Origin of the sequence: Nocardioides sp. (assembly GCF_025965415.1) — a bacterium.
Classification (GTDB): Bacteria; Actinomycetota; Actinomycetes; order Propionibacteriales; family Nocardioidaceae; genus Nocardioides.
In genome coordinates this window covers 1-21,827 of the sequence record NZ_JAOPWY010000195.1, presented here as the reverse complement: position 1 = coordinate 21,827, position 21,827 = coordinate 1, and the positions used below count along the sequence as shown (strand labels likewise).

Annotated in this window: 21 protein-coding genes and 1 riboswitch; of the genes, 5 read left to right on the top strand and 16 right to left on the bottom strand. The window is 72.8% G+C overall.

Annotated features, from left to right (window positions below):
* A partial coding sequence (locus JWN97_RS21155) for a 4a-hydroxytetrahydrobiopterin dehydratase (RefSeq protein WP_297627926.1) occupies positions 1–732 on the bottom strand: 732 nt, incomplete at its 3' end.
* A 45-nt stretch (positions 733–777) separates the two neighbouring features.
* Positions 778–1,797: a S66 peptidase family protein gene (locus JWN97_RS21150; protein ID WP_297627923.1), complete on the bottom strand. Its 1,020-nt coding sequence runs from the start codon at positions 1,795–1,797 to the stop codon at positions 778–780.
* 25 nt (positions 1,798–1,822) lie between these two features.
* Between JWN97_RS21150 and JWN97_RS21145 the strand changes: the two genes are divergently transcribed.
* On the top strand, positions 1,823–2,272 hold the full coding sequence (locus tag JWN97_RS21145; protein WP_297627920.1) for a hypothetical protein: 450 nt from the start codon (positions 1,823–1,825) through the stop codon (positions 2,270–2,272).
* Positions 2,273–2,310: 38 nt separating this feature from the next.
* On the opposite strand, the gene JWN97_RS21140 is transcribed toward JWN97_RS21145, so the two are convergent.
* From JWN97_RS21140 to JWN97_RS21105, 8 genes are all read right to left on the bottom strand, one after another.
* Entirely contained in the window at positions 2,311–2,760 is a 450-nt protein-coding gene (locus tag JWN97_RS21140; RefSeq protein WP_297627917.1) for a deaminase, read from the bottom strand.
* Positions 2,757–3,173 (bottom strand): VOC family protein, encoded by a 417-nt coding sequence (locus JWN97_RS21135; RefSeq protein ID WP_297627914.1) that lies wholly within the window; start codon positions 3,171–3,173, stop codon positions 2,757–2,759. The genes JWN97_RS21140 and JWN97_RS21135 overlap by 4 nt, the downstream gene beginning before the upstream one ends.
* Position 3,174: 1 nt before the next feature.
* Positions 3,175–3,951, bottom strand: a complete 777-nt coding sequence (locus tag JWN97_RS21130; protein WP_297627911.1) for a GNAT family protein — start codon at positions 3,949–3,951, stop codon at positions 3,175–3,177.
* Entirely contained in the window at positions 3,948–5,153 is a 1,206-nt protein-coding gene (locus JWN97_RS21125) for an aminotransferase class V-fold PLP-dependent enzyme (protein ID WP_297627907.1), read from the bottom strand. Before JWN97_RS21125 ends, JWN97_RS21130 begins: the two co-directional genes overlap by 4 nt.
* Positions 5,154–5,190: 37 nt before the next feature.
* Entirely contained in the window at positions 5,191–6,882 is a 1,692-nt protein-coding gene (gene ilvD / locus JWN97_RS21120; RefSeq protein WP_297627904.1) for a dihydroxy-acid dehydratase, read from the bottom strand.
* A gap of 53 nt (positions 6,883–6,935) precedes the next feature.
* Positions 6,936–7,580 carry a helix-turn-helix transcriptional regulator gene (locus JWN97_RS21115; protein WP_297627902.1) on the bottom strand — a complete coding sequence of 215 codons (645 nt, stop codon included), beginning with the start codon at positions 7,578–7,580 and terminating at the stop codon, positions 6,936–6,938.
* Positions 7,581–7,917: 337 nt separating this feature from the next.
* Positions 7,918–8,385 carry an SRPBCC family protein gene (locus JWN97_RS21110; RefSeq protein ID WP_297627900.1) on the bottom strand — a complete coding sequence of 156 codons (468 nt, stop codon included), beginning with the start codon at positions 8,383–8,385 and terminating at the stop codon, positions 7,918–7,920.
* A gap of 4 nt (positions 8,386–8,389) precedes the next feature.
* Complete coding sequence (locus JWN97_RS21105; RefSeq protein ID WP_297627898.1) at positions 8,390–9,493, bottom strand: exo-alpha-sialidase; 1,104 nt, start codon at positions 9,491–9,493, stop codon at positions 8,390–8,392.
* 74 nt (positions 9,494–9,567) lie between these two features.
* On the opposite strand from JWN97_RS21105, the gene JWN97_RS21100 reads away from it, so the two are divergent.
* From JWN97_RS21100 to JWN97_RS21090, 3 genes are read left to right on the top strand one after another with little or no spacing between them, the layout of a single operon-like run.
* Positions 9,568–10,149 carry a PadR family transcriptional regulator gene (locus JWN97_RS21100; protein ID WP_297627896.1) on the top strand — a complete coding sequence of 194 codons (582 nt, stop codon included), beginning with the start codon at positions 9,568–9,570 and terminating at the stop codon, positions 10,147–10,149.
* Between the two features lie 9 nt (positions 10,150–10,158).
* Positions 10,159–11,046 carry an EamA family transporter gene (locus tag JWN97_RS21095; RefSeq protein ID WP_297627894.1) on the top strand — a complete coding sequence of 296 codons (888 nt, stop codon included), beginning with the start codon at positions 10,159–10,161 and terminating at the stop codon, positions 11,044–11,046.
* A gap of 24 nt (positions 11,047–11,070) precedes the next feature.
* The gene (locus JWN97_RS21090; RefSeq protein ID WP_297627891.1) at positions 11,071–12,225 is read left to right on the top strand and encodes a PQQ-dependent sugar dehydrogenase; all 1,155 of its coding nucleotides are present in this window, start codon (positions 11,071–11,073) and stop codon (positions 12,223–12,225) included.
* Here the strand turns inward: JWN97_RS21090 and JWN97_RS21085 are convergent.
* Genes JWN97_RS21085 through JWN97_RS21075 form a run of 3 tightly spaced genes read right to left on the bottom strand, consistent with a single transcriptional unit; the run spans position 12,212 to position 15,758 of the window.
* Positions 12,212–13,042: an ECF transporter S component gene (locus JWN97_RS21085; protein ID WP_297627888.1), complete on the bottom strand. Its 831-nt coding sequence runs from the start codon at positions 13,040–13,042 to the stop codon at positions 12,212–12,214. The two genes, JWN97_RS21090 and JWN97_RS21085, sit on opposite strands and share 14 nt — an antisense overlap.
* Entirely contained in the window at positions 13,039–14,634 is a 1,596-nt protein-coding gene (locus JWN97_RS21080; protein ID WP_297627885.1) for an ABC transporter ATP-binding protein, read from the bottom strand. The genes JWN97_RS21085 and JWN97_RS21080 overlap by 4 nt, the downstream gene beginning before the upstream one ends.
* Positions 14,631–15,758: an energy-coupling factor transporter transmembrane component T gene (locus tag JWN97_RS21075; protein ID WP_297627882.1), complete on the bottom strand. Its 1,128-nt coding sequence runs from the start codon at positions 15,756–15,758 to the stop codon at positions 14,631–14,633. Before JWN97_RS21075 ends, JWN97_RS21080 begins: the two co-directional genes overlap by 4 nt.
* Before the next feature lie 271 nt (positions 15,759–16,029).
* Here JWN97_RS21075 and JWN97_RS21070 point away from each other — a divergent pair, with 271 nt between their 5' ends.
* Positions 16,030–16,440, top strand: a complete 411-nt coding sequence (locus JWN97_RS21070) for a hypothetical protein (RefSeq protein WP_297627879.1) — start codon at positions 16,030–16,032, stop codon at positions 16,438–16,440.
* A 361-nt stretch (positions 16,441–16,801) separates the two neighbouring features.
* Here the strand turns inward: JWN97_RS21070 and JWN97_RS21065 are convergent, their stop codons facing one another.
* The 3 genes from JWN97_RS21065 to gatB all read right to left on the bottom strand — a co-directional run.
* A complete protein-coding gene (locus JWN97_RS21065) occupies positions 16,802–18,640 on the bottom strand; it encodes a hypothetical protein (RefSeq protein ID WP_297627876.1) in 1,839 nt (612 codons plus the stop codon).
* Positions 18,641–18,715: 75 nt separating this feature from the next.
* Positions 18,716–18,855, bottom strand: a riboswitch (cobalamin riboswitch).
* Between the two features lie 102 nt (positions 18,856–18,957).
* Positions 18,958–20,358, bottom strand: a complete 1,401-nt coding sequence (locus tag JWN97_RS21060) for a hypothetical protein (protein ID WP_297627874.1) — start codon at positions 20,356–20,358, stop codon at positions 18,958–18,960.
* A gap of 164 nt (positions 20,359–20,522) precedes the next feature.
* Positions 20,523–21,827, bottom strand: a 1,305-nt coding sequence (gene gatB / locus JWN97_RS21055) for an Asp-tRNA(Asn)/Glu-tRNA(Gln) amidotransferase subunit GatB (protein WP_297627872.1), incomplete at its 5' end; no start/stop codon positions are given.

Sequence of the window (21,827 nt, the reverse complement as noted above, 5' to 3'; positions counted from 1 at the left end):
AGCCAGCCACGCAGGACGCACCGGCGAGGGCCCGGTGGGGACTCCCACCCCGCCCACGTCGCCTCCGCGGCCGTGCCGGGTGCAGATGCAGGACCGGTTGCCGTCGGCGTCGGCGACCACCCAGAACGACGGCGCCTCGGCGTCGCTGACCAGCGTCCCACCGGCGTCGAGCACCGCCTGGAGCCGGCGCTCTCCCTCGTCGTGCGGCACCCAGACGTCGAGGTGCCAGCGCTGCGCGGGGCCCTGCGGAGGCAGCGAGGAGGCCTCCTCGCCCGAGCGCTGGAACCACAGCCCGGGCACCTGGCCGCTCGGGTCGACCGGCTCGCCGCTGCTGACGTCCCCACCGAGCAGGGCGGCGTAGAAGCCGCCCAACGCCTCGGGCGCCGAGGTGTCCAGCCCCGGCTCGAGCTGGGTGAGCCCAGAGACGTCGGCCGTGGCCCCCGCCTCGGCCGCGAACCCGCTGATCGCGCGGGCCAGGTCGACGTCGCGACTGGTGATGCCGCCGACGTCGTGGCTCGACAGCGTCACGATCACCTCGGGATAGGTGAGCGAGATGTCCGGGTGGTGGTCGGCCTCCTCGGCGGCCGCACCGATCCGGTCCACCAGTGCGAGGCCGGTGGCGAAGTCTCCGGTGCGGAACCGGGCGCGGATGCCGGTCAGGAGGTGGCGCCAGTCGTCGAGACCGGCCTCGCGGACCTCGGTGGCGGTGAGCTTCTGCTTCGGATCACTCATGTCCCCGACAGTGCCACGACCCGCCGGCAGCGGCCACCCCCATCGTCAGCGCAGCTGCTGGGTGATCTCGTGCGTGTCACCGTCGACGACCACTCTGGCGAGCGCGCCGTTGACCAGCGGCAGGTGGGGCGGCACGTGGCCGATCTCGAGGTCGAGCACGATCGGCAGGTCCAGGCGGCCGAGGGCGTCGACGACCGCCTCGCGCTGCGTCAGCTGCGGGTGGTCGGGGGCGTTCGTGCGCCCCACGAGCACGGCCGCTGCCCGGTCGAACCACCCGGCGAGCCGCAGGCCGTGGAGGTAGCGGCAGATGTTCACCCCGTGCTCCTCGCACGCCTCGACGTAGATGATGGTCGGCTCGTCCAGCTGCGCGGCCCACCCGCGCACGTCGCCGTACGCCGTGCCGGCGAGCGGGGCGATCGTCTCGACGCAGCCGCCGATCAGGCGGCCCGACACGTCGACGCTGCCGCCACCGAGCACCTCCCAGCTCCCCTCGCCCGCGTGCGTCCACTCCCCGGCGCGCGCATCCGTCTCGAAGCGCACCCAGTCGGCCACCAGCCGGGAGTCGCGCTGGACGAACGGACCCTCGCCCCCGGCCAGGTCAAGCCAGTGCAGCAACCCGTCGGGCACGGCGTACGGCGTGTCCGCGAGGTTGTCGCCGTGGAGGGTCGCCCAGCCGAGGCGGGTGGTCACGGGCAGGAGGATCGTCGACAGGTCGGAGTAGCCGACGAGCCAGGTGGGCTCGGCACCGGCGAGCGCGTCCCAGTCGACGAGGTCGACGAGGTCGATCGCCGTCTCCCCGCCCCAGGGCGGGACGACGCAGGTGATCGCGGGGTCGGCCAGCATCCGGGTCAGCTCGGCCGCGCGTTCCTCGGCGGGCGCCGAGGTGAGCCCGGTGCCGTCCATGCACTCCCCCACCTCGACCTCGTAGCCGCGGGACCGGAGCCACCCGACGCAGAAGTCGATGCGCGCGGCCGCGTCACCCGACGCCCCGGCCGACGGCGACGTGACGCCGATCCGGTCACCGGGCCGGAGCGGACGCGGGAAGCGCAGCGCAGGTGAGCTCATGCCCCGAGTCTGACACCCTGTCTCCATGGGACTCGGGGACCTCGTGAGCCGGACCGTCCACACCGCCACGGCGGTGCCGCGGCTCTACGGGGCGGCCCTGCGAACGGGCATCGGCCCGGTCGGCGCCGCCCAGGTGCTGGGCATCTCCGAGGCTGCGCTCCGGACCGCGGCCACCCACGGACGAGGCGTTCCCGGCCGGATCAACGCCCTGCGCCACTTCATGTGGCAGGCCGTCCTGACGGCCAGGTTCGGCATCGCGGTGTCCGGCCCGATCGCCACCGCCCAGGAGGACGGCACGCCGGCTCACAGGGACTCCCGCGTCGACGCCCACAACAACGCGGTGGGCCAGGACTACGGCGCCGCCCACGCGAGGGACCTGCAGGACGGTTCGGTCTCCGAGGTGATGGAGCGACTGGTGCCGGTGGCGCTGGAGAAGTGGGAGGCCGACGAGCTGATCTGGGTCAGGCCGCACTGAGGTTTCGACACGCTCGTTCCTCGCTGCTCAACCAGCGGCTACCAGGTCGTGAGGGCCCCGCGGTCGTGCTCGCCCTCGGGCCAGACGGCCCGCACCACACCGGCCGCGGCGAGCGCCTTGCGGCACCCGGGGCACGGCGGGTCGGTGATGTAGGCGGTCGCGCCCTTGGTGTCGCGGGTCGCGAAGAGCAGGGCGTTGACCTCGGCGTGGATGGCGATGCAGAACCCTGGCGTTCCCGGTCGGTCGTAGTCGCCGAGTCCCGGCACGGCGTCGTACCCCAGCCGGCCGCGCGGGCAGGCGCCCATGAGGCAGTCGTCCTCACCGGGAGCCGCGCCGTTGTAGCCGGTGGCGATGATCCGGTGCTCGATCGTGAGCACCGCACCCACGCGGCGGCGCGTGCACTTGGCTCGTGCGGAGACGGCGCTGGCGATGCCGAGGAAGTAGTCGTCCCAGCCGGGGACCTGTGTGCTGCTCGGGGTGGTGCTCACGGCAGTACAGACTGCCCGATCTCCTGGGGGTTGTAGGCGACTTCCCAGCGGAACCCGTCCGGGTCGGCGAAGTAGCCGCTGTAACCGCCCCACTCGCGCTGGACCCCTTCGCCGATCTGGGTGGCGCCGGCGGCCCGGGCCTGCTCGAGGACGGTGTCCACGCCCCGGGCGGTGGCGAGGTTGTGGGAGAGGGTGATGGGAAGGATGCCTCCGCGCGCCGGCGCGTGGCCGACCTCCTCCACGAAGCCCGACTCGACCCACATGCTGAGCACGACCTTCTCCGCGACCCGGAACATCAGCACCTCGCCGACCACGTCGACCGCGGGCTCCCAGCCCAGGCCGTCGACGTAGAAGCGGCGGGTGGCCTCGAGGTCGGTCACGACGAGGGTGATGAAGCTGACGCGCTGGTCCATGTCACTGCTCCTTCTGCTGGTTCTGCGGCTGCGCGGTCTCCGGCGGTCGGGCGGCCAGGCGGACGCGCTGGCGCCCCATGGCGTCGAAGTTGCGGTCGTCCAGCCAGTCGTCGAGCGCCCGACGGACACGCGGCCACTCGAGGTCGGTGACCGAGAACCAGTCGGTGTCGCGGTTGCGGCCCTTGTAGACGACGGCGTTGCGGAAGCGGCCCTCCCAGATGAAACCGAGCCGGATCGCGGCACGACGCGAGGGCGCGTTGAGGCTGTCGCACTTCCACTCGTAGCGGCGGTTGCCGAGGCCGTCGAAGGCATGTCGCATCAGCAGCGCCATCGCCTCGGTGGCGGCTCGGCTGCGTTGCAGCCGGCGGCCGAAGGCGATCCCGCCGACCTCGATCGAGCCCATGGCGGGATCGATGCGCATCAGCGAGCAGAAGCCTGCCGCGCGGCCGGTCTCGGTGGGGACGATCGCGTACATCACCTGGCCGGGGTCCTGCGTGCCGTCGTCCACGATCGCGGCCATCGCACCGCGGTCGCGGGGGCGCTCCCAGAAGAGGTAGGTCCAGATCTGCTCGTCGTCCGCACCGCACACCGCGGCGTACAGGTCGTCGACGTGCTGCGGGCCGATCGGCTCGAGGCGTACGCCGGTTCCCTCGAGCACCGTGTCCTTGTCCGGCGCGGTCGCGGGCACCCAGTCGACGGGGCGGCCGAGGCGCTGGCCGTGCTCGTTCGTCAGGGGCACTGCGGTGCGGGGCTCCGCCCCGGTCGGCTGCCCGCTCATCGCAGGGCCTCGGCCACGGCCGCCATGCCGCGCTCGACCTCGTCGAAGGACGTGGACAGCGGCGAGAGCCCTATTCGCAGGCCGCCCGGGTCGCGGTAGTCGGGGATCACGTCGCGCTCCCACAGGCGCGCGGTGACCTCGCGCATCCGCTCGTGGTGGAGGGTGACGTGGCCGCCGCGCTGCGCGGGGTCGCGCGGCGAGGCGAGGGTGACCCCGGGCAGGGTCGCGTCGGCGAGCTCGACGGCGTACGACGTCAGGGCGACCGACTTGGCGCGGATCGCCCCGATGCCGGCCTCCTCGACCACCTCGAGCATGCTCTGCATCGCCACCATCCCGAGGATCGGCGGGGTGCCCGAGATGAAGCGGCGGATGCCCGGTGCGGGGGCGTAGCCGGGGCCCATGAGGAACGGGTCGGCGTGGCCCATCCACCCCTGGATCGGCTGGGTGAGGTCGCCCTGGAGGCGGGCACTGACGTAGCCGTAGGCCGGCGAGCCCGGGCCGCCGTTGAGGTACTTGTAGGTGCAGCCGACGGCGAGGTCGGCGTCCCACTCGTCCAGCGCGATCGGCACCGAGCCCGCTGAGTGGCACAGGTCCCAGAGGACGAGCGCGCCGGCGTCGTGGGCGATCCGGGTCAGCTCGGGGGCGTCCGCGAGCCACGCCGAGCGGTAGGCGACGTGGCAGAGCACGACCAGCGCGGTGCGCTCGGAGACCGCCTCGCGGAGCTGGTCGGCGGTGACCCCCGCGGAGGTGTCGACCTCGATCCAGCGCAGCGTCAGGCCACGCTCGGCGGCGATGCCCTCGGCGACGTAGCGGTCGGTCGGGAAGTTGTCGGTGTCGATGACGATCTCGGTGCGGGCGGGGTCGGTGCGGACGGCGTGGTCGACCGCGGCGCGCATCAGCTTGTAGATCCAGACGGTCGTCGAGTCACCGATGGCGGTCTGCCCGGGCGCGGCGCCGAGGCAGATGCGTGCCAGGTCGTCGCCGAGGTCGGTGGGCAGCTCCATCCAGCGCTCGTCCCACCCCCGGATGAGGCGCTCGCCCCACTGGTGCTGGACGAACTCCGAGAGCCGGTCGGCGGCGGCCGCGACGGGGCGGCCGAGCGAGTTGCCGTCGAAGTAGACGAGGTCGGAGCCTGCGCCGGCGAAGCGCGCCCGGAGGTGCGCGAGTGGGTCGGCGGCGTCGAGGGCTGCTGCGGTGCTCACCGCCTCAACCTATCGGCCGGGCACCGCCACCCGATCGTCAGTAGCAGACGGCTCCGTGGGCCGCGGACTGCACGACCTTGCGGTACTTGCCGAGCACGCCTCGCGTGTACTTCGGCGGCAGCGGCTCCCAGCCCTCGGCACGCTTCGCGAGCTCGGCCTCGTCGACGTGGAGGTCGAGGGTCATGCCGGCCACGTCGAGGGTGATCTGGTCGCCGTCACGCACGAAGGCGATCGGGCCGCCGTCGCTGGCCTCGGGGGCGATGTGGCCGACGCAGAGCCCCGTCGTACCTCCGGAGAAGCGGCCGTCCGTGATCAGGAGGACGTCCTTGCCGAGCCCGGCGCCCTTGATCGCGCCGGTGATGGCCAGCATCTCGCGCATGCCCGGCCCGCCCTTGGGACCCTCGTAGCGGATCACGACGACGTCGCCGGCCTGGATGGCACCCTCGGCGAGCGCGTCGAGGGCCTTGCGCTCCCCGTCGAAGACGCGGGCGGTGCCGGTGAAGGTCGAGTCGTCGAAGCCGGCGCTCTTGACCACAGCGCCGTCGGGGGCGAGCGAGCCCTTGAGGATCGTGAGGCCCCCGGTGGCGTGGATCGGCCGGTCGAGCTGGCGCAGGATCTCGCCGTCGAGGGGCTTGGGGTCGAGGTCGGCGAGGTTCTCGGCCATCGTCTTCCCGGTGCACGTGAGCACGTCGCCGTGCAGGTGGCCGGCGTCCAGCAGCGCGCGCAGCAGGACGGGGATGCCGCCGACGCGGTCGAAGTCGGTCCACACGAACCGGCCGAACGGCTTCATGTCGGCCAGGTGCGGGACGTTCCTGCCGATCCGGGTGAAGTCGTCGAGGGTCAGGTCGACCTCGGCCTCGCGAGCGATCGCGAGCAGGTGGAGGACGGCGTTGGTCGAGCCGCCGAGCGCCATGGCCATCGCGATCGCGTTCTCGAAGGCCGGCTTGGTCATGATCTGGCGCGCGGTGATGCCCTGGCGGAGCATCTCGACGACGGCCTCACCGGACTTGTGCGCGAAGCCGTCACGGCGGCGGTCGACGGCCGGCGGCGACGAGCTCCCCGGCAGGCTCATCCCGAGGGCCTCCGCGACGCTGGCCATGGTGTTCGCGGTGTACGCCCCGCCGCACGCGCCCTCGCCCGGACAGATCGCGCGCTCGATCTCGTCGACCTTCTCGCGGGTGATCTTGCCGGCCAGGCAGGCGCCGACCGCCTCGAAGGCGTCGATGATCGTGACGTCCTTGCCGTCGACCTGGCCCGGCATGATGGTGCCGGCGTAGAGGAAGACGCTCGCGAGGTCGAGTCGCGCAGCGGCCATGAGCATCCCGGGCAGGGACTTGTCGCAGCCGGCGAGCAGCACCGAGCCGTCGAGGCGCTCGGCCATCATCACGGTCTCGACGGAGTCGGCGATCACCTCGCGGCTGACGAGCGAGAAGTGCATGCCCTCGTGTCCCATGGAGATGCCGTCGGAGACCGAGATCGTCCCGAACTCCAGCGGGTAGCCGCCGGCGGCGTGCACGCCGTTCTTCACGGCCTTCGCCAGGCGGTCGAGGCTGAGGTTGCAGGGCGTGATCTCGTTCCAGCTGGACGCGACGCCGATCTGGGGCTTGTGCCAGTCGTCGTCCCCCATGCCGACCGCGCGGAGCATTCCTCGCGACGCGGCCGCCTGGAGACCATCGGTGACGGCGCGGCTCCGGGGCTTCATGTCGGGTGCGTCAGCTGCGTGGCTCATGCCGTCAGGCTAGTGGGCGGCCTCCACGGCCGGTGGCCGCGTCTCACCGGGACTCAACCCGTCCGCCCCAGCTCGGCCCGCCCACGGCGGAGCCTCTCCCTCGCCTCCTCACGCAGTTCCTCGCGCCGGTGCTCGCGCCGCTCGTCGAGGTGCTCCGCCTCGGCGGCCAGCTGGCGGATCGAGGGATGGTCGTCGGGCGTGCCGAAGAGCCTGCGCTCGATCCTGCGCTGGTGACGGTCGGTGCGGTACCTCACGAACGGGTCCCGCCTCGCTCGCGATCGTTGCCGCCACAGCAAGAAGTCGGCCGTCGACCCCGCGCCGCGGGGATACCACCACCCGACCACCCTCAGGTCGACGTGAGCCGGGTAGCGCCTCCCGGCGCGGTCCCGGCCGCCGTCGTTGCGCATCGGCCCGACCTCCTCGTCGGTCTCCTCCGAGTGGATGCTCACGCGCAGTCCCGCCATGGTGAGCAGACGCTGCAGCACGCGCGCCCGCGGGCTCGTCCGCCCGGTCTCCCAGCGCGCGACGACCGACTGCGACACCTCGAGCAGAGCGGCCAGGCCGCGCTGCGACACGTCGAGGATGCGCCGGACGCGGCGTACGAGTCCCGGTATCTCCCCGTCGAACGGTCCCATGCAGAACCAGTCCCACTCCTCCTGCGTCCAGCTCGCCCGGTCGTCCCGTCTCCCCAGATCCATCGTCGTGGCCCCCTCGTGTGATCGCTGTCGTGCTGCGATCACAGCGCCGGCCGCCGACACTGGGCGCGGCCTCTCCACAGGCGGGTGCGCGAACCGTCGGATCGGCGTACTTGTGGACGATTGCCGGCCCACGATGGCGAGGCTCACTCGCCCCGGCCTGACTGCCGTGCCACCCCTGTCGCGCGTACTTGCCCGTGAGTCCCCCAGAGACTCATGGGCAAGGAGCGGATCGGCGACCGACCCGCGGGGCGCTCCCGGGCCCTGAGTCGCTCACAGACTCACGGGCAAGTACGCCGACGGGACGGGGCGCGGGACGAGCCGCGAAGCAGACTCAGGGTCAGGCCCGCTCGGCCTCGCGCTTGAGCGACGCCAGTCCCTTGTCGAAGTCACTGCCGATCGCCTTGTCGAAGAACAGCTTGCCCAGCACGGCCATGATCGCGTTGCGGGATCCGGTCATCGTCCAGGTGACGTCGGTGGCGCCGCCGGCCGGCTCACCGACCGGCGCGAGGGCGAACGTCGTGACGTTGGTGGCCTTGAACGGCTTGAGGAACGTGAGGTCCACCACCACGGCACGCGGCGTCGACTCGGTGATGCGCATCTCGCCCTCGCCGGCCTTCTTGTTGCCGGCCCAGCGGTACGTCGATCCGACGCCGTGGTCGGGCCCGGTGTAGTCGCGGCGCATCGCGGGGTCGAGACCCTCCCACGGCGACCACTTCGTCCACTCGCGGAAGTCGTCGACGAGTGCGTGGACACGCGCAGGGTCCGCCTGGATGCGGGTGCTGCGCGAGAGCGAGAAGTCGGCCACGGGCTCAGTCCAGCTTCGCGGCGCGCACCACGAGCACGTCGGGCAGGTCCTTGTGGATCTCCTGCCACGACCGGCCCTCGTCTGGTGAGGCCCAGACGCCGCCGTTGCGGCCGCCGAAGTAGAGGCCGACCTGGTCGTGGTCGTCGACGCACATCGCGTCGCGCATCACCGCCGTGAAGTAGCCGTCCGGCAGGATCCCCTCGCCCAACGGCTCCCAGGACGCGCCGGCGTCGGTGGTGCGGTAGACCCGGGCCTTGCCGTCGACGGGCCAGCGGGCCTCGGCACCGGTGATCGGGAAGTTGTACGCCGTGCCACCACGGCGCGGGTGGGCGACCATCGCGAAGCCGAACTCGGTCGGCAGGCCCGGCGCGATGTCCTGCCACGACGAGCCGCCGTCGTCGGAGCGGTAGACGCCGCCGTGGTTCTGGAGGTAGAGCCGCTCGGGGTCCGCGGCGTCGCGCGCGACCTTGTGCACGCACTGGCCGAACTCGGGGTAGTTGCGCTCACCCGGGAAGAACTCCGCCTTCACCCCCGTGTTGGACGGCGCCCAGGAGTCGCCGCCGTCGGAGGTGGCGTAGACCCCGCCGGTCGACAGCGCGACGAGCACGCGTGCGGGGTCCTGCGGGTGCGGCAGGATCGTGTGGAAGGCCTGACCGCCGAAACCCGCGTTCCACTCCTCGCGGTGCGGGTGGTCCCACAGGCCGCGCACCAGGGAGAAGGTCTCGCCACGGTCGCTCGAGCGGAACACCGCTCCGGGCTCGGTGCCGGCCCACACCACGTCCGGCCCCCCGTCGGCGGAGAGGCCCGGCTGGAGCTGCCAGACGCGGGCAAGCGTGGCGCCGGTGTCCTCCGGGAAGCGGGCGGCGCCGTTGGGCGTCTCGTCCCACGACGCGCCCAGGTCGTCCGAGCGCCAGACCTGCGGCCCCAACCAGCTCGACGACGCCCCGGCCAGCAGCCGCGGAGCGGCCCCGCGGGTGTCGATCATGACGGAGTAGACCTCCTCCATCGGGAAGTGCGGCCCGCTCCACTCCCACGACGTCCGCGCCTCGTCCGAGGTGCCGAGCCACATGCCCTTGCGGGTTCCGACCATGAGGAGCGTGCGCGACATCGGACCTCCAGGACCGCTGGACGTGGTGCCACGTCCGTGACTATTCCGATTAGGAACACTACTCTTCGAGGGAGATGAGTCAAGACATCCCCGTGACCGGCTACGCGATCCTCGGCCTCCTCACCTTCGGCGACGAGCTGACGGGGTACGAGATCAAGCAGCGCGCCGACATGACCCTCCGCTTCTACTGGGTCTCGCCCGCCATGAGCCAGATCTACAGCGAGCTGCGCCGCCTGACCGACCTCGGCCTGCTCGCGGCCGACGCCCGCAGCGACGGCGGCCGCGAGGTCACGTCGTACGCCATCACCGAGGCCGGGCAGGCGGCCCTGCGGGAGTGGATGGACGGCACCCCCGCCGGCTTCCCGGTGCTCAAGCACACCGTGCTGCTGCGCCTGCTGATCGGCCACGCCACCCAGCCGGAGCAGACCCGGCAGATGCTCCTCGACTACGTCGCCGAGCTCGAGGCCGCCCTCGACGACCTCACCCGGGTGCGCGAGGGCCTGCGCGGGGCCGACCGCCCGGGCGAGCCGTTCCGGTTCCCCTCGCTGGTCGCGGACTGGGGCCTGGACTACTTCGCCGCCGAGACCCGGCACGCACAGCGCGCGCTGGCCAGCCTCGGTGAGACCGAGGTCGGGGACGGGCGCCGGCCTGAATAGGCTGCGCGGGTGAACCCACGACCGAGCCGCACCCTGCTCGGCCCCGTGGGACTGGTGCTGATCGGCATCCTCTCGGTGCAGCTCGGTGCCGCCATCGCCAAGGGTCTCTTCGGTGAGATCTCGCCGACCGCGATGGTGTGGCTGCGGCTCGTCACCAGTGCCCTCGTGCTCGCCGCGATGGCCCGGCCGCGGCTGTCGGGCCGGACCCGCCAGGACTGGTGGGTCGTGCTGGGCTTCGGTCTCAGCCTGGCGACCATGAACTGGGCGATCTACCAGTCGTTCTCCCGCATCCCGCTCGGCATCGCGGTGACCATCGAGTTCATCGGGCCGCTCACGCTGGCCGTGCTCGGGTCGCGGCGCCCCCGCGACGTCGTCTGGGTGGGACTGGCCGGAGCGGGCGTCGCGCTGCTCGGCTTCCAGCGGACCGACCTCGACCTCCTCGGCGTGGCGTACGCCCTGCTCGCCGGCGCCGCCTGGGCGGCGTACATCCTGCTCAGTGCCAGCACCGGCCGCCGGTGGGCGGGCTTCGACGGGCTGGCGGTCGCCAGCGTCATCGCGGCCGTGGGCATGACCCTTCCCGCCCTGCTCGCCGCGGGCACCAGCCTCTGGGACGGCCGCATCATCGTCATCGGCGCGCTCGTCGGACTGCTGAGCTCGGTGATCCCCTACAGCTGCGAGCTCGTCGCGCTGCGGACCCTGCGCCCCGCGGTGTTCGGCATCCTGATGAGCCTCGAGCCGGCCGCCGCGGCACTGGCCGCCATCGTGGTCCTCGGGGAGCACCTGTCGCCGCTGCAGTGGCTGGCCATCGCCTGCGTCGTCGTCGCGTCGATCGGGGCCACGCGGTCGGGGTCGGCCGCGGGCGAGCATTCGGCGGCGCCGGGCACACTGGCAACATGAAGGGGCAGACATGAAGGGGCAGACATGAGACCTCGACGGCGCCCCTCGAGGTGGGCCCTCATCGCGTTGGCCCTCACTCTGGGCGCCGCGACCGGGTGTGCCGACGACACCCCCGCTCCCCTGCCCCGCACGACCCAGCCGACCGACCTGCCCAGCCAGCCGACCCCGAGCCCGGACGGTGAGTCCGGCACGGACACGGGCGACGATCCGAGCGGCGCACCGAGGGCCGTGCGCACGCTCGTCGACCAGCTCGAGGTGCCGTGGGGCGTCGGCTTCCTGCCCGACGGCAGCGCCGTGATCACCGAGCGGATCAGCGGCCGGGTCCTCGGCATCACCCCGGACGGCACCGCCAGCCGGCTCGGCGGGATCTCGGCCGTCGCCGAGGGCGAGGCCGGACTGCTGGGCGTCGCCGTGTCGCCGACGTTCGACCGCGACCGGACGCTGTTCTTCTACCTCACCACCGCCACCGACAACCGCGTGCTCCGCGCCGAGCTCGACGGCACGATGCTGGGCGAGCCGACCGTCGTCCTGGACGGGATCCCGCGCGGGTTCATCCACGACGGCGGACGTCTTGCCTTCGGACCGGACGGCTACCTCTACGTCACCACTGGCGAGACGGGTGACCCCGCCCTGGCGCAGGACCCCGACAGCCTGGCGGGCAAGATCCTGCGGATCACGGCGGACGGTGAGCCCGCCCCCGGCAACCCGGACCCCGGCTCGCCCGTCTGGTCGCTCGGCCACCGCAACGTCCAGGGCCTCGCCTGGGACGACGAGGGACGGCTCTGGGCCTCGGAGTTCGGCGACTCCACCTGGGACGAGCTCAACCTGATCGAGAAGGGCGGCAACTACGGCTGGCCCGTGGTCGAGGGCGTGGGTGGCGGGAACGACTTCATCGACCCACAGCTCGTCTGGCCGGTCGAGCAGGCGTCGCCGAGCGGTCTTGCGTACGCCGACGACCACCTCTGGATGGCCGGCCTCCGCGGGCAGCGGCTGTGGCGGATCAACGTCTCCCCTGCCGGCAAGGCATCGCGGCCCAAGGCGTACTTCACCGAGGACTACGGCCGCCTGCGCACCGTGGCGACGGCGCCCGACGGGCTGCTGTGGATGACGACGTCCAACCGGGACGGTCGCGGCGACCCGACGCCCGACGACGACCGGATCATCCTCATCCAGCCCTGACGACGGCTCGGCGCGCGGCTCGACGCAGGGTCGTGAGGATCGCCGGCCCGAGCACGAGGATGGCGATGCCCGTCGTGATCGCACGGCCGGTGTCCCACCCGCCGGTGGAGGTGAGCAGGGTGTAGACGAGGAACCGGTGGGCGTTCTCCAGCACGGGGGCGCCGGCGACGTACGCCAACGAGCCCTCGTGCCCGGGCACCACGATGCCGAGCGTGAACGGCCAGAAGCTCAGGTTCATCAGCAGGCCGTAGAGGTAGGACGCGACCACGGAGTAGGCGACGAGCATCGCGATCTCCGCACGTCCGCCGACCCGTCTGGGCAGGAGGCCCGCGCCCATCCCGACCCAGGCCGAGCAGATCATCTGGAACGGCAGCCACGGTCCGACGCCGGCGGTGAGCAGCGCCGAGGCGAAGAGCGACGTACAGCCCAGGACGAAGCCGAACCCGGCGCCGAAGACCCGTCCGCCCAGCACCAGCAGGAAGAAGACCATCTCGATGCCGGCCGTCCCGGCACCGAAGCCCCGCATCACCGCGTTGACCGCGGACAGCACGCCGAGCACGGCGAGGACGCGCGAGTCCATGCCGCCCTCCCCCATCTCGGCGAGCACGACGACCATCACCAGCGGCAGCAGCGCCAGGAAGATGAACGGCGGCTCTACGCGTTCGCCGGGCTGCGCGGCGAGCAGGAGCGGCCAGCAGAGCATCATCAGTCCGGCGATGGACGCCAGGACGAGCACGGCGGCGGTGCGCGGGCCGATCGGCAGCGCGACACCGGACCGGACGTCGTGCTGCGCGCGCGGGCGCTCGACGGTGCTCATGCCCGGACCTCCTGCGCGAGGGCTGCGGCCACTTCCTCGACGACCAGCCACGGCGGGCCGAGGACCTTGGTGACCTGGGGGGCGAACGACGGCGACTCGGCGAGCACCCGCTGCGGCGAGCCGCTGGAGACGACCTCCCCCTCGGCCAGCACGACCACCTCGTCGGCGACGTGGGCGGCGAACTCGACGTCGTGCGTCGCGAGCAGCAGCGCATGGCCGTCGGAGGCGAGGTCGGCCACGATCCGGGCGAGCTCGGACTTGCCGGCGTAGTCCAGGCCGCGGGTGGGCTCGTCGAGCAGCACGACCGGTGGCCGGGCAGTGAGCACGATCGAGAGCGCGAGCGCCAGGCGCTGGCCCTCGGAGAGGTCGCGCGGGTGGATGGTCTCCTCGATGCCGGGGGCGAGCCGGTCGAGCAACCCGCGGCAGGTCCCCGCCTGAGCACCGGCACCGGCGTCGGCCGCGGCGCACTCGGCCGCGACGGTCTCGAGGTAGAGCAGGTCGGCGGCGGTCTGCGGCACCAGCCCCACGTGCGTACGACGCTGGGCGGGCGTGAGGTCGGCCGGGTCGTCACCGGCGACGTCGAGCGTCCCGGAGCGCCGCCTGCCCGACCCCTGCAACGCCCAGATCAGGCTCGACTTGCCCGAGCCGTTGCGTCCCATGAGCACGGTGACGCGGCCGGCGGCCAGCGTGAGGTCGACCTCGCGCACCGCCACGGTCGTGCCGTGGACGACCGTGACGCGCTGGGCGGTGAGGAGCGACGCGGACGCGGGCACCGCCACCGGCGCGGGAGCCGTCAGCGCCGGGAGCGAGCGGGCCTGGCGGCGGGCGTCGCGGACGGTGAGCGGCAGCGGGTCCCAGCCGGCCAGGCGGCCGAGCTCGACCAGGGGCGGTGCCACGGGAGAGTCGGCGAGCACGGCGCGCGGCTCGTCGACCCGGATCCCGCCGTCGCCGGTGACCAGGCAGATCCGGTCGGCGAACGGCACGACCCGCTCGAGGCGGTGCTCCGCGAGCAGGACCGTCAGGCCGAGGTCGTGGACCAGCCGGGTGATCGTGGCGAGGACGTCCTCGGCGGCCGTGGGGTCGAGGGCCGAGGTGGGCTCGTCGAGGACGAGCACGCGCGGGTGGGTGGTGAGCACGGCCCCGATCGCGACCCGCTGCTGCTGACCGCCGGACAGGGTGCGCAGGTCCCGGGCGCGGAGGTCGGCGATGCCGAGCAGGTCGAGGGTCTCCTCGACGCGGCGGCGCATCGTCTCGGGAGCGGTGCCGAGCTGCTCCATGCCGTAGGCGAGCTCCTCCTCGACCGTGTCGGCGACGAAGCCGGCGAGCGGGTCCTGGCCGACGTAGCCGACGAGGTGGGCGCGCTCACGCGGGGGCTGCTCGACGATGCTGGCGCCGTCGAGCAGGACGTCGCCGGTCAGCACGCCGCCGGTGAAGCGGGGCACGAGCCCGGTCACGAGGCCGAGCAGCGTGGACTTGCCGACGCCCGTGCGACCCGACACGAGCACCAGCTCGCCCTCCTCGAGCGTGAGGTCGACGTGGCGCAGCACCTCGTGCTGGTCGTAGCGGAAGCTGATGTCGCGCAGCTCGATCATGCGGCCACCTCCCGCACGGGTGGGGTCACCGTCGCGAAGGCGGTCGACGGGACCGGCGTCGCGACCGCGGGCAGGGTGCCGAGGAGGCCGACCGCCAGCGCGAGGGGTGAGAGGTACGGCGCGACGTCGACGCCCGGGTAGGCGACGGCGACCTGCGTGTGGGCGACGTACCAGCCGAGCACGGCGACGCCGACCCCGACGCCGACGGTGAGGAGCTCGGCGGCCCGCCACGGGTCGGGGCGGTAGCGAGTGCGCTGCACGCGGCGCCCCGCGCTGGCCAGGCCGAGTACCGCGACGAGAACACCCGCGCCGAGCATCGGCAGCGCCAGGACGCGCGGCGCGGTCGGGTCGAGCCAGGCGTACGTCCCCACGCAGATGCCCGTGAGGGCGAGCAGCAGCAGCGAGCCGGTGACCCACCGCTCCCGCGGGGAGGCACCGCCGGAGCGGCCGTAGCCGCGGGTGTCCATGCCTGCGGCCAGCGCGAGGGACCGCTCGAGCGCGTCCTCGAGGACCGGGACGAGGAAGCGGCGCAGGCGGCCCACGCCCGTCGTCGTACCCCCGCGCAGCGCCTGGGCGGCCTGCACCCTGCGGGCGCTGTCGGCGAGCTGCGGGAAGATCGTCACCGACACGACCAGGGCCGTGCCGATCTCGTAGAGCGCCGGCGGCACGGAGGCGAGCAGGCGCTTGGGGTTGGCCAGCGAGTTCGCTGCGCCGACACAGATGATAATCGCGGCGAGCCGGAGCCCGTCGTAGAGCCCGGCGAGGAGTGCCTCGCTGGTCACCGGACCCAGCAGGCGGACGCCTGCAGCCCAGTCGGGCAGCGGGACCTCGGGGAGGTCGAGGAGGACGCTCCCGATCTCCTGGCCGCCGAAGACGATCCGGAACACGACCCGCAGCACGACGGTCAGCGCCGCGAGCCAGACGTAGAGCCGGAAGGATCGACCGAAGGGATGACCGGATCGGCGCGCCATGACCACCACCGTCGCCGCCCCCATGACCAAGAGCAGCAGCAGCGGGTTGGTGGTCAGCGACGCTGCCGTGGCCAACCCGATCGCCCAGGACCACCAGGCGATCGGGTGCAGGTCACGCGGCAGTCCCCTGAGCAGGGGGGCCGATCCGGTCACGACGCGTCAGACCCCCCGTCTGCGACGCGCCACGACGGCGCTCCCCGCGATCGCTGCGGCGAGCAGGCCGACGATGCTCCACGTGAGGGGTGCCGGGACGCGCGAGGGCTCGTCGGGGGCGGGCGAACCCGCTTCCGCGGCGTCACTTGCGCCTGAGTCGCTGGGAGACTCAGAGGGCGACTCGGCCGCTTCGGCGTCCTTCGTTGCGTGTGAGTCTCCAGGAGACTCAGAGGCAACCGACGGGTCGTGCGAGGGCTTGCCGGACCCGCCCATGCCACGTGAGTCTCCGGGAGACTCAGGGGCAAGTGGCGACTCGGAGGCGCTCGGCGATCCCGACGGCGTCGCCTGCGGCGACGAACCCGAGGACGGTGATCCGCCCGGGCCCCCGCCCGGGCCCCCGGCCGGGCCCGAGGTCGGGCTCGAGGAGGGCGACGGGCTGGAGGAGCCCGACGGCGAGGAGCTCGCGGAGCCGGACGGGGTCGCGGTCGGCGACGAGCTCGCGGGGGCCGAGGGCGACGAGGTCGGCGACGAGGTCGGCGTGGGCGACGGGGTCGACGCTGCCGTGACCGGCGGCGCGACGGCCGGCGGCACGGTGGTGCCGGCCGTCCGGTCCTGCTGCCACGACCAACCCACCGAGCCGCCCGCAGGAACGGTCAGCGAGGCCGCGCCGTACGACGAGTAGGTCCACGACGCCTTCGAGCCGTCGGCCCACCACAGGCCCCAGTAGGCGTTGGACGGGGATGCGTTGACGCACGGATCGCTGGTGGGGACGCCGTTGACCCGGCAGACGAACCCCGGCTGCCGGGTCGCGTAGGACAGGCTGACGCCGACCGAGTCGAAGATCGCCGCGGCGCTCTTGCCCGCACCGTCGGCCGCGCACGCGGTGACGGTGGCGCCACCGAGCTCGCGGTAGTCGACGACGACGCTCACCCCGCCCGAGGACGTGCAGGTGGCCGCGCCGGCCGCCGGGGCCGACCCGAGGAGGAACCCCGGGCCGGCCACCAGCAGGACGAGCGCGCCGAGCACGCCACGCAGGGAGATCTTCATCGCAGCGAGTGGGTCGTCGAGCCCGAGCGGATGGCGGCGAACTGCCCCACCGCCCGGATCCGGACCCTGGCCTTCTCGGTGGGCAGCACGACGCGAGCAACGAAGCGGCCCTTGGCGTTCGCGCGACCCCTGGCGACGGTCTCGCCCGCGATGACGAGGCGCACCGTCTCGCGGGGGGCAAGCCTGCGGACCAGCACGCGCGTGCGCGGACCGTGGCCGGCCAGCGCCGAGACCTTGAGCGTGGTCGCGCCGAGCACGCGGGTCTCGTCGCTCACCTGGCCGTCGCCACCGGACAGCACGTAGGACGCCGTCGTCGTGGCCTTCGGGAGGGTGACCGTGCGGGTCAGCACGCCGTCGGAGCCCGCGACCACCGTGACGTCGGAGAGACCCGGACCACCGAGAGCGAAGCGCGCGCCGGGAGCGGCGCCGACCACCTCGAGGGCGACCCGGCTGCCGGCCCTCCGGAAGCCGGCGGGACCGACCAGGCGGACACCGGCGACCGAGCCGCGCGCCGTCGACGACTTCACCGCGACGGTGTGGGTGGCCGTGCCGTCACGGCCGCTCAGGGTGTACGTCGCCGGGCCGGAGGCGGCCGGGAGCGTGACGCGAGCCTCCAGGGTGCCGTCGGTGCCGACCACGACGGTGCGGCTGCCGCTGATGCCAGGTCCACTGAGGCAGAACCGCTCGCCGACCTTGGCGCCAGTGGCGCTCAGGGTGGAGGCGGAGCCGGGCTCGGTGCCCGCGGACGTGATGGTCAGGCCCTGGGTCGAGCCGCGGTAGTGGGTGAGCCCCGCGACGGCCTGGAGCGTCGCTCGCCACCACTGGTCGCGCGCGCCGTCGGAGATGCCGCCGGCCGCGGCGGTCGAGAGTGCCGTGGCGTCGTAGGCCAGCGCTCCCTCCTCACCCGCGAGCGGGGAGGTCGACGGCTGCGGAGCGACCTGGAGGCCGGAGACCCACTCGGCGGCCTTGCCCGCCTGCTCGCACCGACCGGCGGCGGCCAGCGCGCTGGCGGCCAGACCGGTGCTGTTGGTGTTGGAGTCGGGTGTGTAGGCGCTCCCGACGAACGAGCCGTCCGCCTTCTGGGTCGCCACCAGCCAGGCGACGGCCCGGTCGATGGCAGCGTCGACGCGGGCCGGACGCGGCGAGACCGCGGCCAGCTGGCCGATGACGAACGCCGTGGCGTCGGTGTCGGTGCCGTCGACGCCCTCCGTGCAGGACTGGCCGGGGGCGTCGGGGTCGGTCGTGAAGAAGATCCGGAAGAACCCCGAGGAGCACTGCTGCTGCAGCAGGAAGTCGGTCACCGGGGCAGCCTTGGCGGATCCGGCGTCGGACAGTCCGCGCACGGCCAGGGCCTGGCCGAAGCTGTTGGCGTAGTCGCCGTAGGCGGAGAGGTCCTGGAGGCGGCCCGCGCTCGGTCCGGCCGCGATGACGCGCGCCTCGGTCTCGGCGACGAGGTCCAGCCCGCCGTACGTCGCGGGGTCGGCGCCGGAGACCTGCGCGAAGACGAGGGACTTGGCCAGGGCACCGGAGTAGCGCTCGGTCGGTGCGGGGGCGGCGTACTCCTCGATCCGCGGCGCGAGCGAGGCACGCAGCTGGCGCACCAGCGCCTGGTCGCCCCCGACCTCGTCCATGCTGAGGCCGATGTCCATCGTCATGCCGAGGTCGTCGTAGTCGTAGGTGTCGTTGTGGATGACGCCGTCGGTGAGCTGGGTGGCCAGCCATCCGGTGCCGGCGCGGGCGGGCGCCGGGGCCGGCACGTCCGTGGCGGCGGTGGCCGGCTGGACGAGGACGGTGGCGGCGAGCGCGACGGCTGCCAGCCCTGAGATGAGCTTCATGGTTCCCTCCCTCGCTGCGACAGCGAGGGAGACGGCATGCGCCGCTGGCCCCCGCTGCATTCCTCGACAGCAATGGTGATCAAGACGCGTCGAGGCGGGTGTTCCGGCTCGCACGGGATCACTCCCGTGCCCACGGTTGCGGGTCAGCGCCGGTTTCGGACCGGCTTTCCCCAGCTCGGGCGTAAGTGGTGCCGACCCGGACGGGTGCGGCCTCCGCACACTATCCCTCGTCGAGCCCCGGACGCACCTCGGCCCGGCGTCTCGCGACGCCGGGCCGAGGGGCTGGGGCACATGGAGGTGCAGGTGGTGCGGGTGGGTCAGTTGCGGACCAGGAGCGACGTACGCGCCTCGTCGTCCGACGTCTTCACCAGAGCGACGCGGCGCTGGTTGCCGGTCGGCAGCATGAGCTTGCGCACGATCATGTCGCCGGACTTCTTGCCCTTCACCCGGACGAAGTCACCCTGGACCTGCATGCAGGCGCTCTCGCTCGGCGCCAGCCCGAAGACCCGGAACTGCACGCGGTCACCCGCGCGCGCCTCGCGACGCACCGAGACGATCTTCAGCGCGTCCTTGCTCGCCGGGGCGAACTGGAGTCCCAGGATCGCCTGCGACGTGGCGCGGCGCCACTCGTCACGGGCCGCGGCGGGGATGCCGGTGGTCTTGGCCGCGGTCACCTTCTCCTTGCGGTAGGCGACCGCTCCGGTGTCCTTGGTCAGCGCGGTGCGGCACTTGTACTTGTCGACCGGCTGGTTCTTGCGCACCCACAGAGCCGCCTTGAGCGCGGCGTCGCGGTTCCTGAGCAGGCCCATGGCGTAGCCGCCCAGGGCCGTGGAGTTGGTGTTGATCTGCGCCGTGCCGGCGCCACCGCGGATCGCCCCGCTTCCCCGCTGGCGTGCCGCCAGCCAGCCACCGGCCTTGGCCAGTGCGGCCGTGACGGCCGGGCTGGTGTCGCCGGACTCGACCAGGTTGATCACGGCGAGCGAGGTCACGTCCGGGTCGGCCTCGCTCCCGGCGACGCCCTCGGTGCACGACTGGCTCGGCACGTCGGCCTTGTCGAAACCGAGCCGGAAGTAGCCCGAGGCGCACTGCTGCTTGAGCAGGAAGTCGCGAGCCGCACCCGCCTCGGCGGAGTTGGCGAGCGTCAGCGCGCGCACGGCGTAGGACTGGCCGACGACGTTGGCGAAGTTGCCGAACTCGGACTTGTCGAAGATCCGGCCCGCGATGGCCGCGGCCTGCGGCTCGGCGACCGGGTCGGCCGGCACGTTGGCCGTGCGCTCCTCGAGACGGGTGATCAGGTTGATCCCGCCGTAGCTGGTCGGGTTCTTCTTGGCCGTGCGCGCAAAGGCCGCGGCCTTGGCGAGGGGGCCGGCGTACGACTCCTTGGTCCCGTCACCGACGTACTCGGCGATGCGGGGCTCGACGGCCGTGTTGATCGAGGTGACGACCGGCCCCTGGCCCGCGACAGTGGACAGGGCCATGCCGGTGTCGAGGGTGAGCCCGAAGTCGGCGCCCACCTTGTTGACGATCAGTCCGTTGGTGAGCTCGCCGGCGATCCACTCAGCGGCGATCGTGGAGGGCGTGCTGTCGGTGCCCCCGGCGGCCTGGGCCGCCCGGAGCGCAGGCGAGGGATCTGCGGAGGCAGAGGGCGCGACGAGCGCCCCCGTCGAGAGTGCTGCGGCCGACAGGACGACCCCAGTGGTGCGAATGAGACGGTGCATGACTTCCTTCCGACTCGCCGGGGAAGGCAGATGCCGTCGACGTTCTCGACGGCCAGGCCGTCCCCCGTGTGGTGCGAGCGTTGGTTGGTGATGTGACCCATGTGACTCGCTCGCAGCCTAACAAGTTGTCTAGACCGCTCAAGTGTCGGAAGGGACGGGTGGGATCAGGCGAGCTTCTCCAGGATCAGCTCGCGCACCCGGCCCGCGTCGGCCTGTCCCCGCATCTCCTTCATCACCGCACCGATGAGCGCGCCAGCGGCGGCGTGCTTGCCGTCGCGGATCTTGTCGGCGACGTCGGGATTGGCGGCGATCGCGCTGTCGACCGCGGCCCCCAGGGCGCTGTCGTCGGAGACCACGGCCAGGCCGCGCTTCTCGACCACCTCGTCCGGCGTGCCCTCACCGGCCAGCACGCCCTCGAACACCTGGCGGGCCAGCTTGTCGTTGACCGTCTTGTCGTCGACGAGCGCCTGGATGCGGGCGACCTGCGCGGGCGTGATGGGCAGGTCGACGATGTCGACCCCGTCCTCGTTGCTGCGGCGGGCGAGCTCGCCCAGCCACCACTTGCGGGCCGCCTGCGGAGCGGCGCCCTCGGCGATGGTCTGCTCGACCAGCCCGAGCGCACCCGCGCCGACGGTGTCGCGCATCTCCATGTCGGTGAAGCCCCACTCGGCCTGCAGGCGCGAGCGGCGTACGGTCGGGTTCTCCGGCAGCGTGCCGCGCAACTGGTCGACCCACTCGCGGCTCGGCGCGACGGGCACGAGGTCCGGCTCGGGGAAGTAGCGGTAGTCCTCGGCGTCGGACTTCTCGCGGCCGCTGGTGGTGACCCCCGTGTCCTCGTGCCAGTGGCGGGTCTCCTGCAGGATCGAGCCACCGGCGCTCAGGATCGCGCCGTGGCGCTGCATCTCGTAGCGCACCGCGCGCTCGACGGAGCGGAACGAGTTGACGTTCTTGGTCTCGGTGCGGGTGCCGAGCGTGCCGGTGCCCTTGGGGGCCAGGGACAGGTTGACGTCGGCGCGCAGGTTGCCCTGGTCCATCCGCGCCTCGGAGACGCCGAGGGCGACGATGAGCTCGCGGAGCTGGGCGACGTACGCCTTGGCGACGTCGGGCGCCTTCGCCCCCGCACCCATGATCGGACGGGTGACGATCTCGATCAGGGGGATTCCGGCGCGGTTGTAGTCGACGAGCGAGTGGTCGGCCCCGTGGATGCGACCGGTGGCGCCGCCGACGTGCAGCGACTTGCCGGTGTCCTCCTCCATGTGGGCGCGCTCGATCTCGACGCGGTAGGTCTCACCGTCGCCGTCCGCGGTCGGCACAGTGACGTCCATCCAGCCGTCGAAGGCGATCGGCTCGTCGTTCTGCGACGTCTGGAAGTTCTTCGGCATGTCCGGGTAGAAGTAGTTCTTCCGGGCGAAGCGCGACCACGGCGCGATCTCGCAGTCGAGGACCAGACCGATCCGGATCGCCGACTC

Coding starts and splice junctions, on each gene's coding strand:
- JWN97_RS21130 (WP_297627911.1), bottom strand. CDS start 3,951: ATGAGCGGGCAGCCGACCGGGGCGGAGCCCCGCACCGCAGTGCCCCTG.
- JWN97_RS21100 (WP_297627896.1), top strand. CDS start 9,568: ATGAGTCAAGACATCCCCGTGACCGGCTACGCGATCCTCGGCCTCCTC.
- JWN97_RS21150 (WP_297627923.1), bottom strand. CDS start 1,797: ATGAGCTCACCTGCGCTGCGCTTCCCGCGTCCGCTCCGGCCCGGTGAC.
- JWN97_RS21115 (WP_297627902.1), bottom strand. CDS start 7,580: ATGGATCTGGGGAGACGGGACGACCGGGCGAGCTGGACGCAGGAGGAG.
- JWN97_RS21145 (WP_297627920.1), top strand. CDS start 1,823: ATGGGACTCGGGGACCTCGTGAGCCGGACCGTCCACACCGCCACGGCG.
- JWN97_RS21090 (WP_297627891.1), top strand. CDS start 11,071: ATGAGACCTCGACGGCGCCCCTCGAGGTGGGCCCTCATCGCGTTGGCC.
- JWN97_RS21080 (WP_297627885.1), bottom strand. CDS start 14,634: ATGATCGAGCTGCGCGACATCAGCTTCCGCTACGACCAGCACGAGGTG.
- JWN97_RS21105 (WP_297627898.1), bottom strand. CDS start 9,493: ATGTCGCGCACGCTCCTCATGGTCGGAACCCGCAAGGGCATGTGGCTC.
- JWN97_RS21085 (WP_297627888.1), bottom strand. CDS start 13,042: ATGAGCACCGTCGAGCGCCCGCGCGCGCAGCACGACGTCCGGTCCGGT.
- JWN97_RS21135 (WP_297627914.1), bottom strand. CDS start 3,173: ATGGACCAGCGCGTCAGCTTCATCACCCTCGTCGTGACCGACCTCGAG.
- JWN97_RS21070 (WP_297627879.1), top strand. CDS start 16,030: ATGCCACGTGAGTCTCCGGGAGACTCAGGGGCAAGTGGCGACTCGGAG.
- JWN97_RS21060 (WP_297627874.1), bottom strand. CDS start 20,358: ATGCACCGTCTCATTCGCACCACTGGGGTCGTCCTGTCGGCCGCAGCA.
- ilvD (WP_297627904.1), bottom strand. CDS start 6,882: ATGAGCCACGCAGCTGACGCACCCGACATGAAGCCCCGGAGCCGCGCC.
- JWN97_RS21065 (WP_297627876.1), bottom strand. CDS start 18,640: ATGAAGCTCATCTCAGGGCTGGCAGCCGTCGCGCTCGCCGCCACCGTC.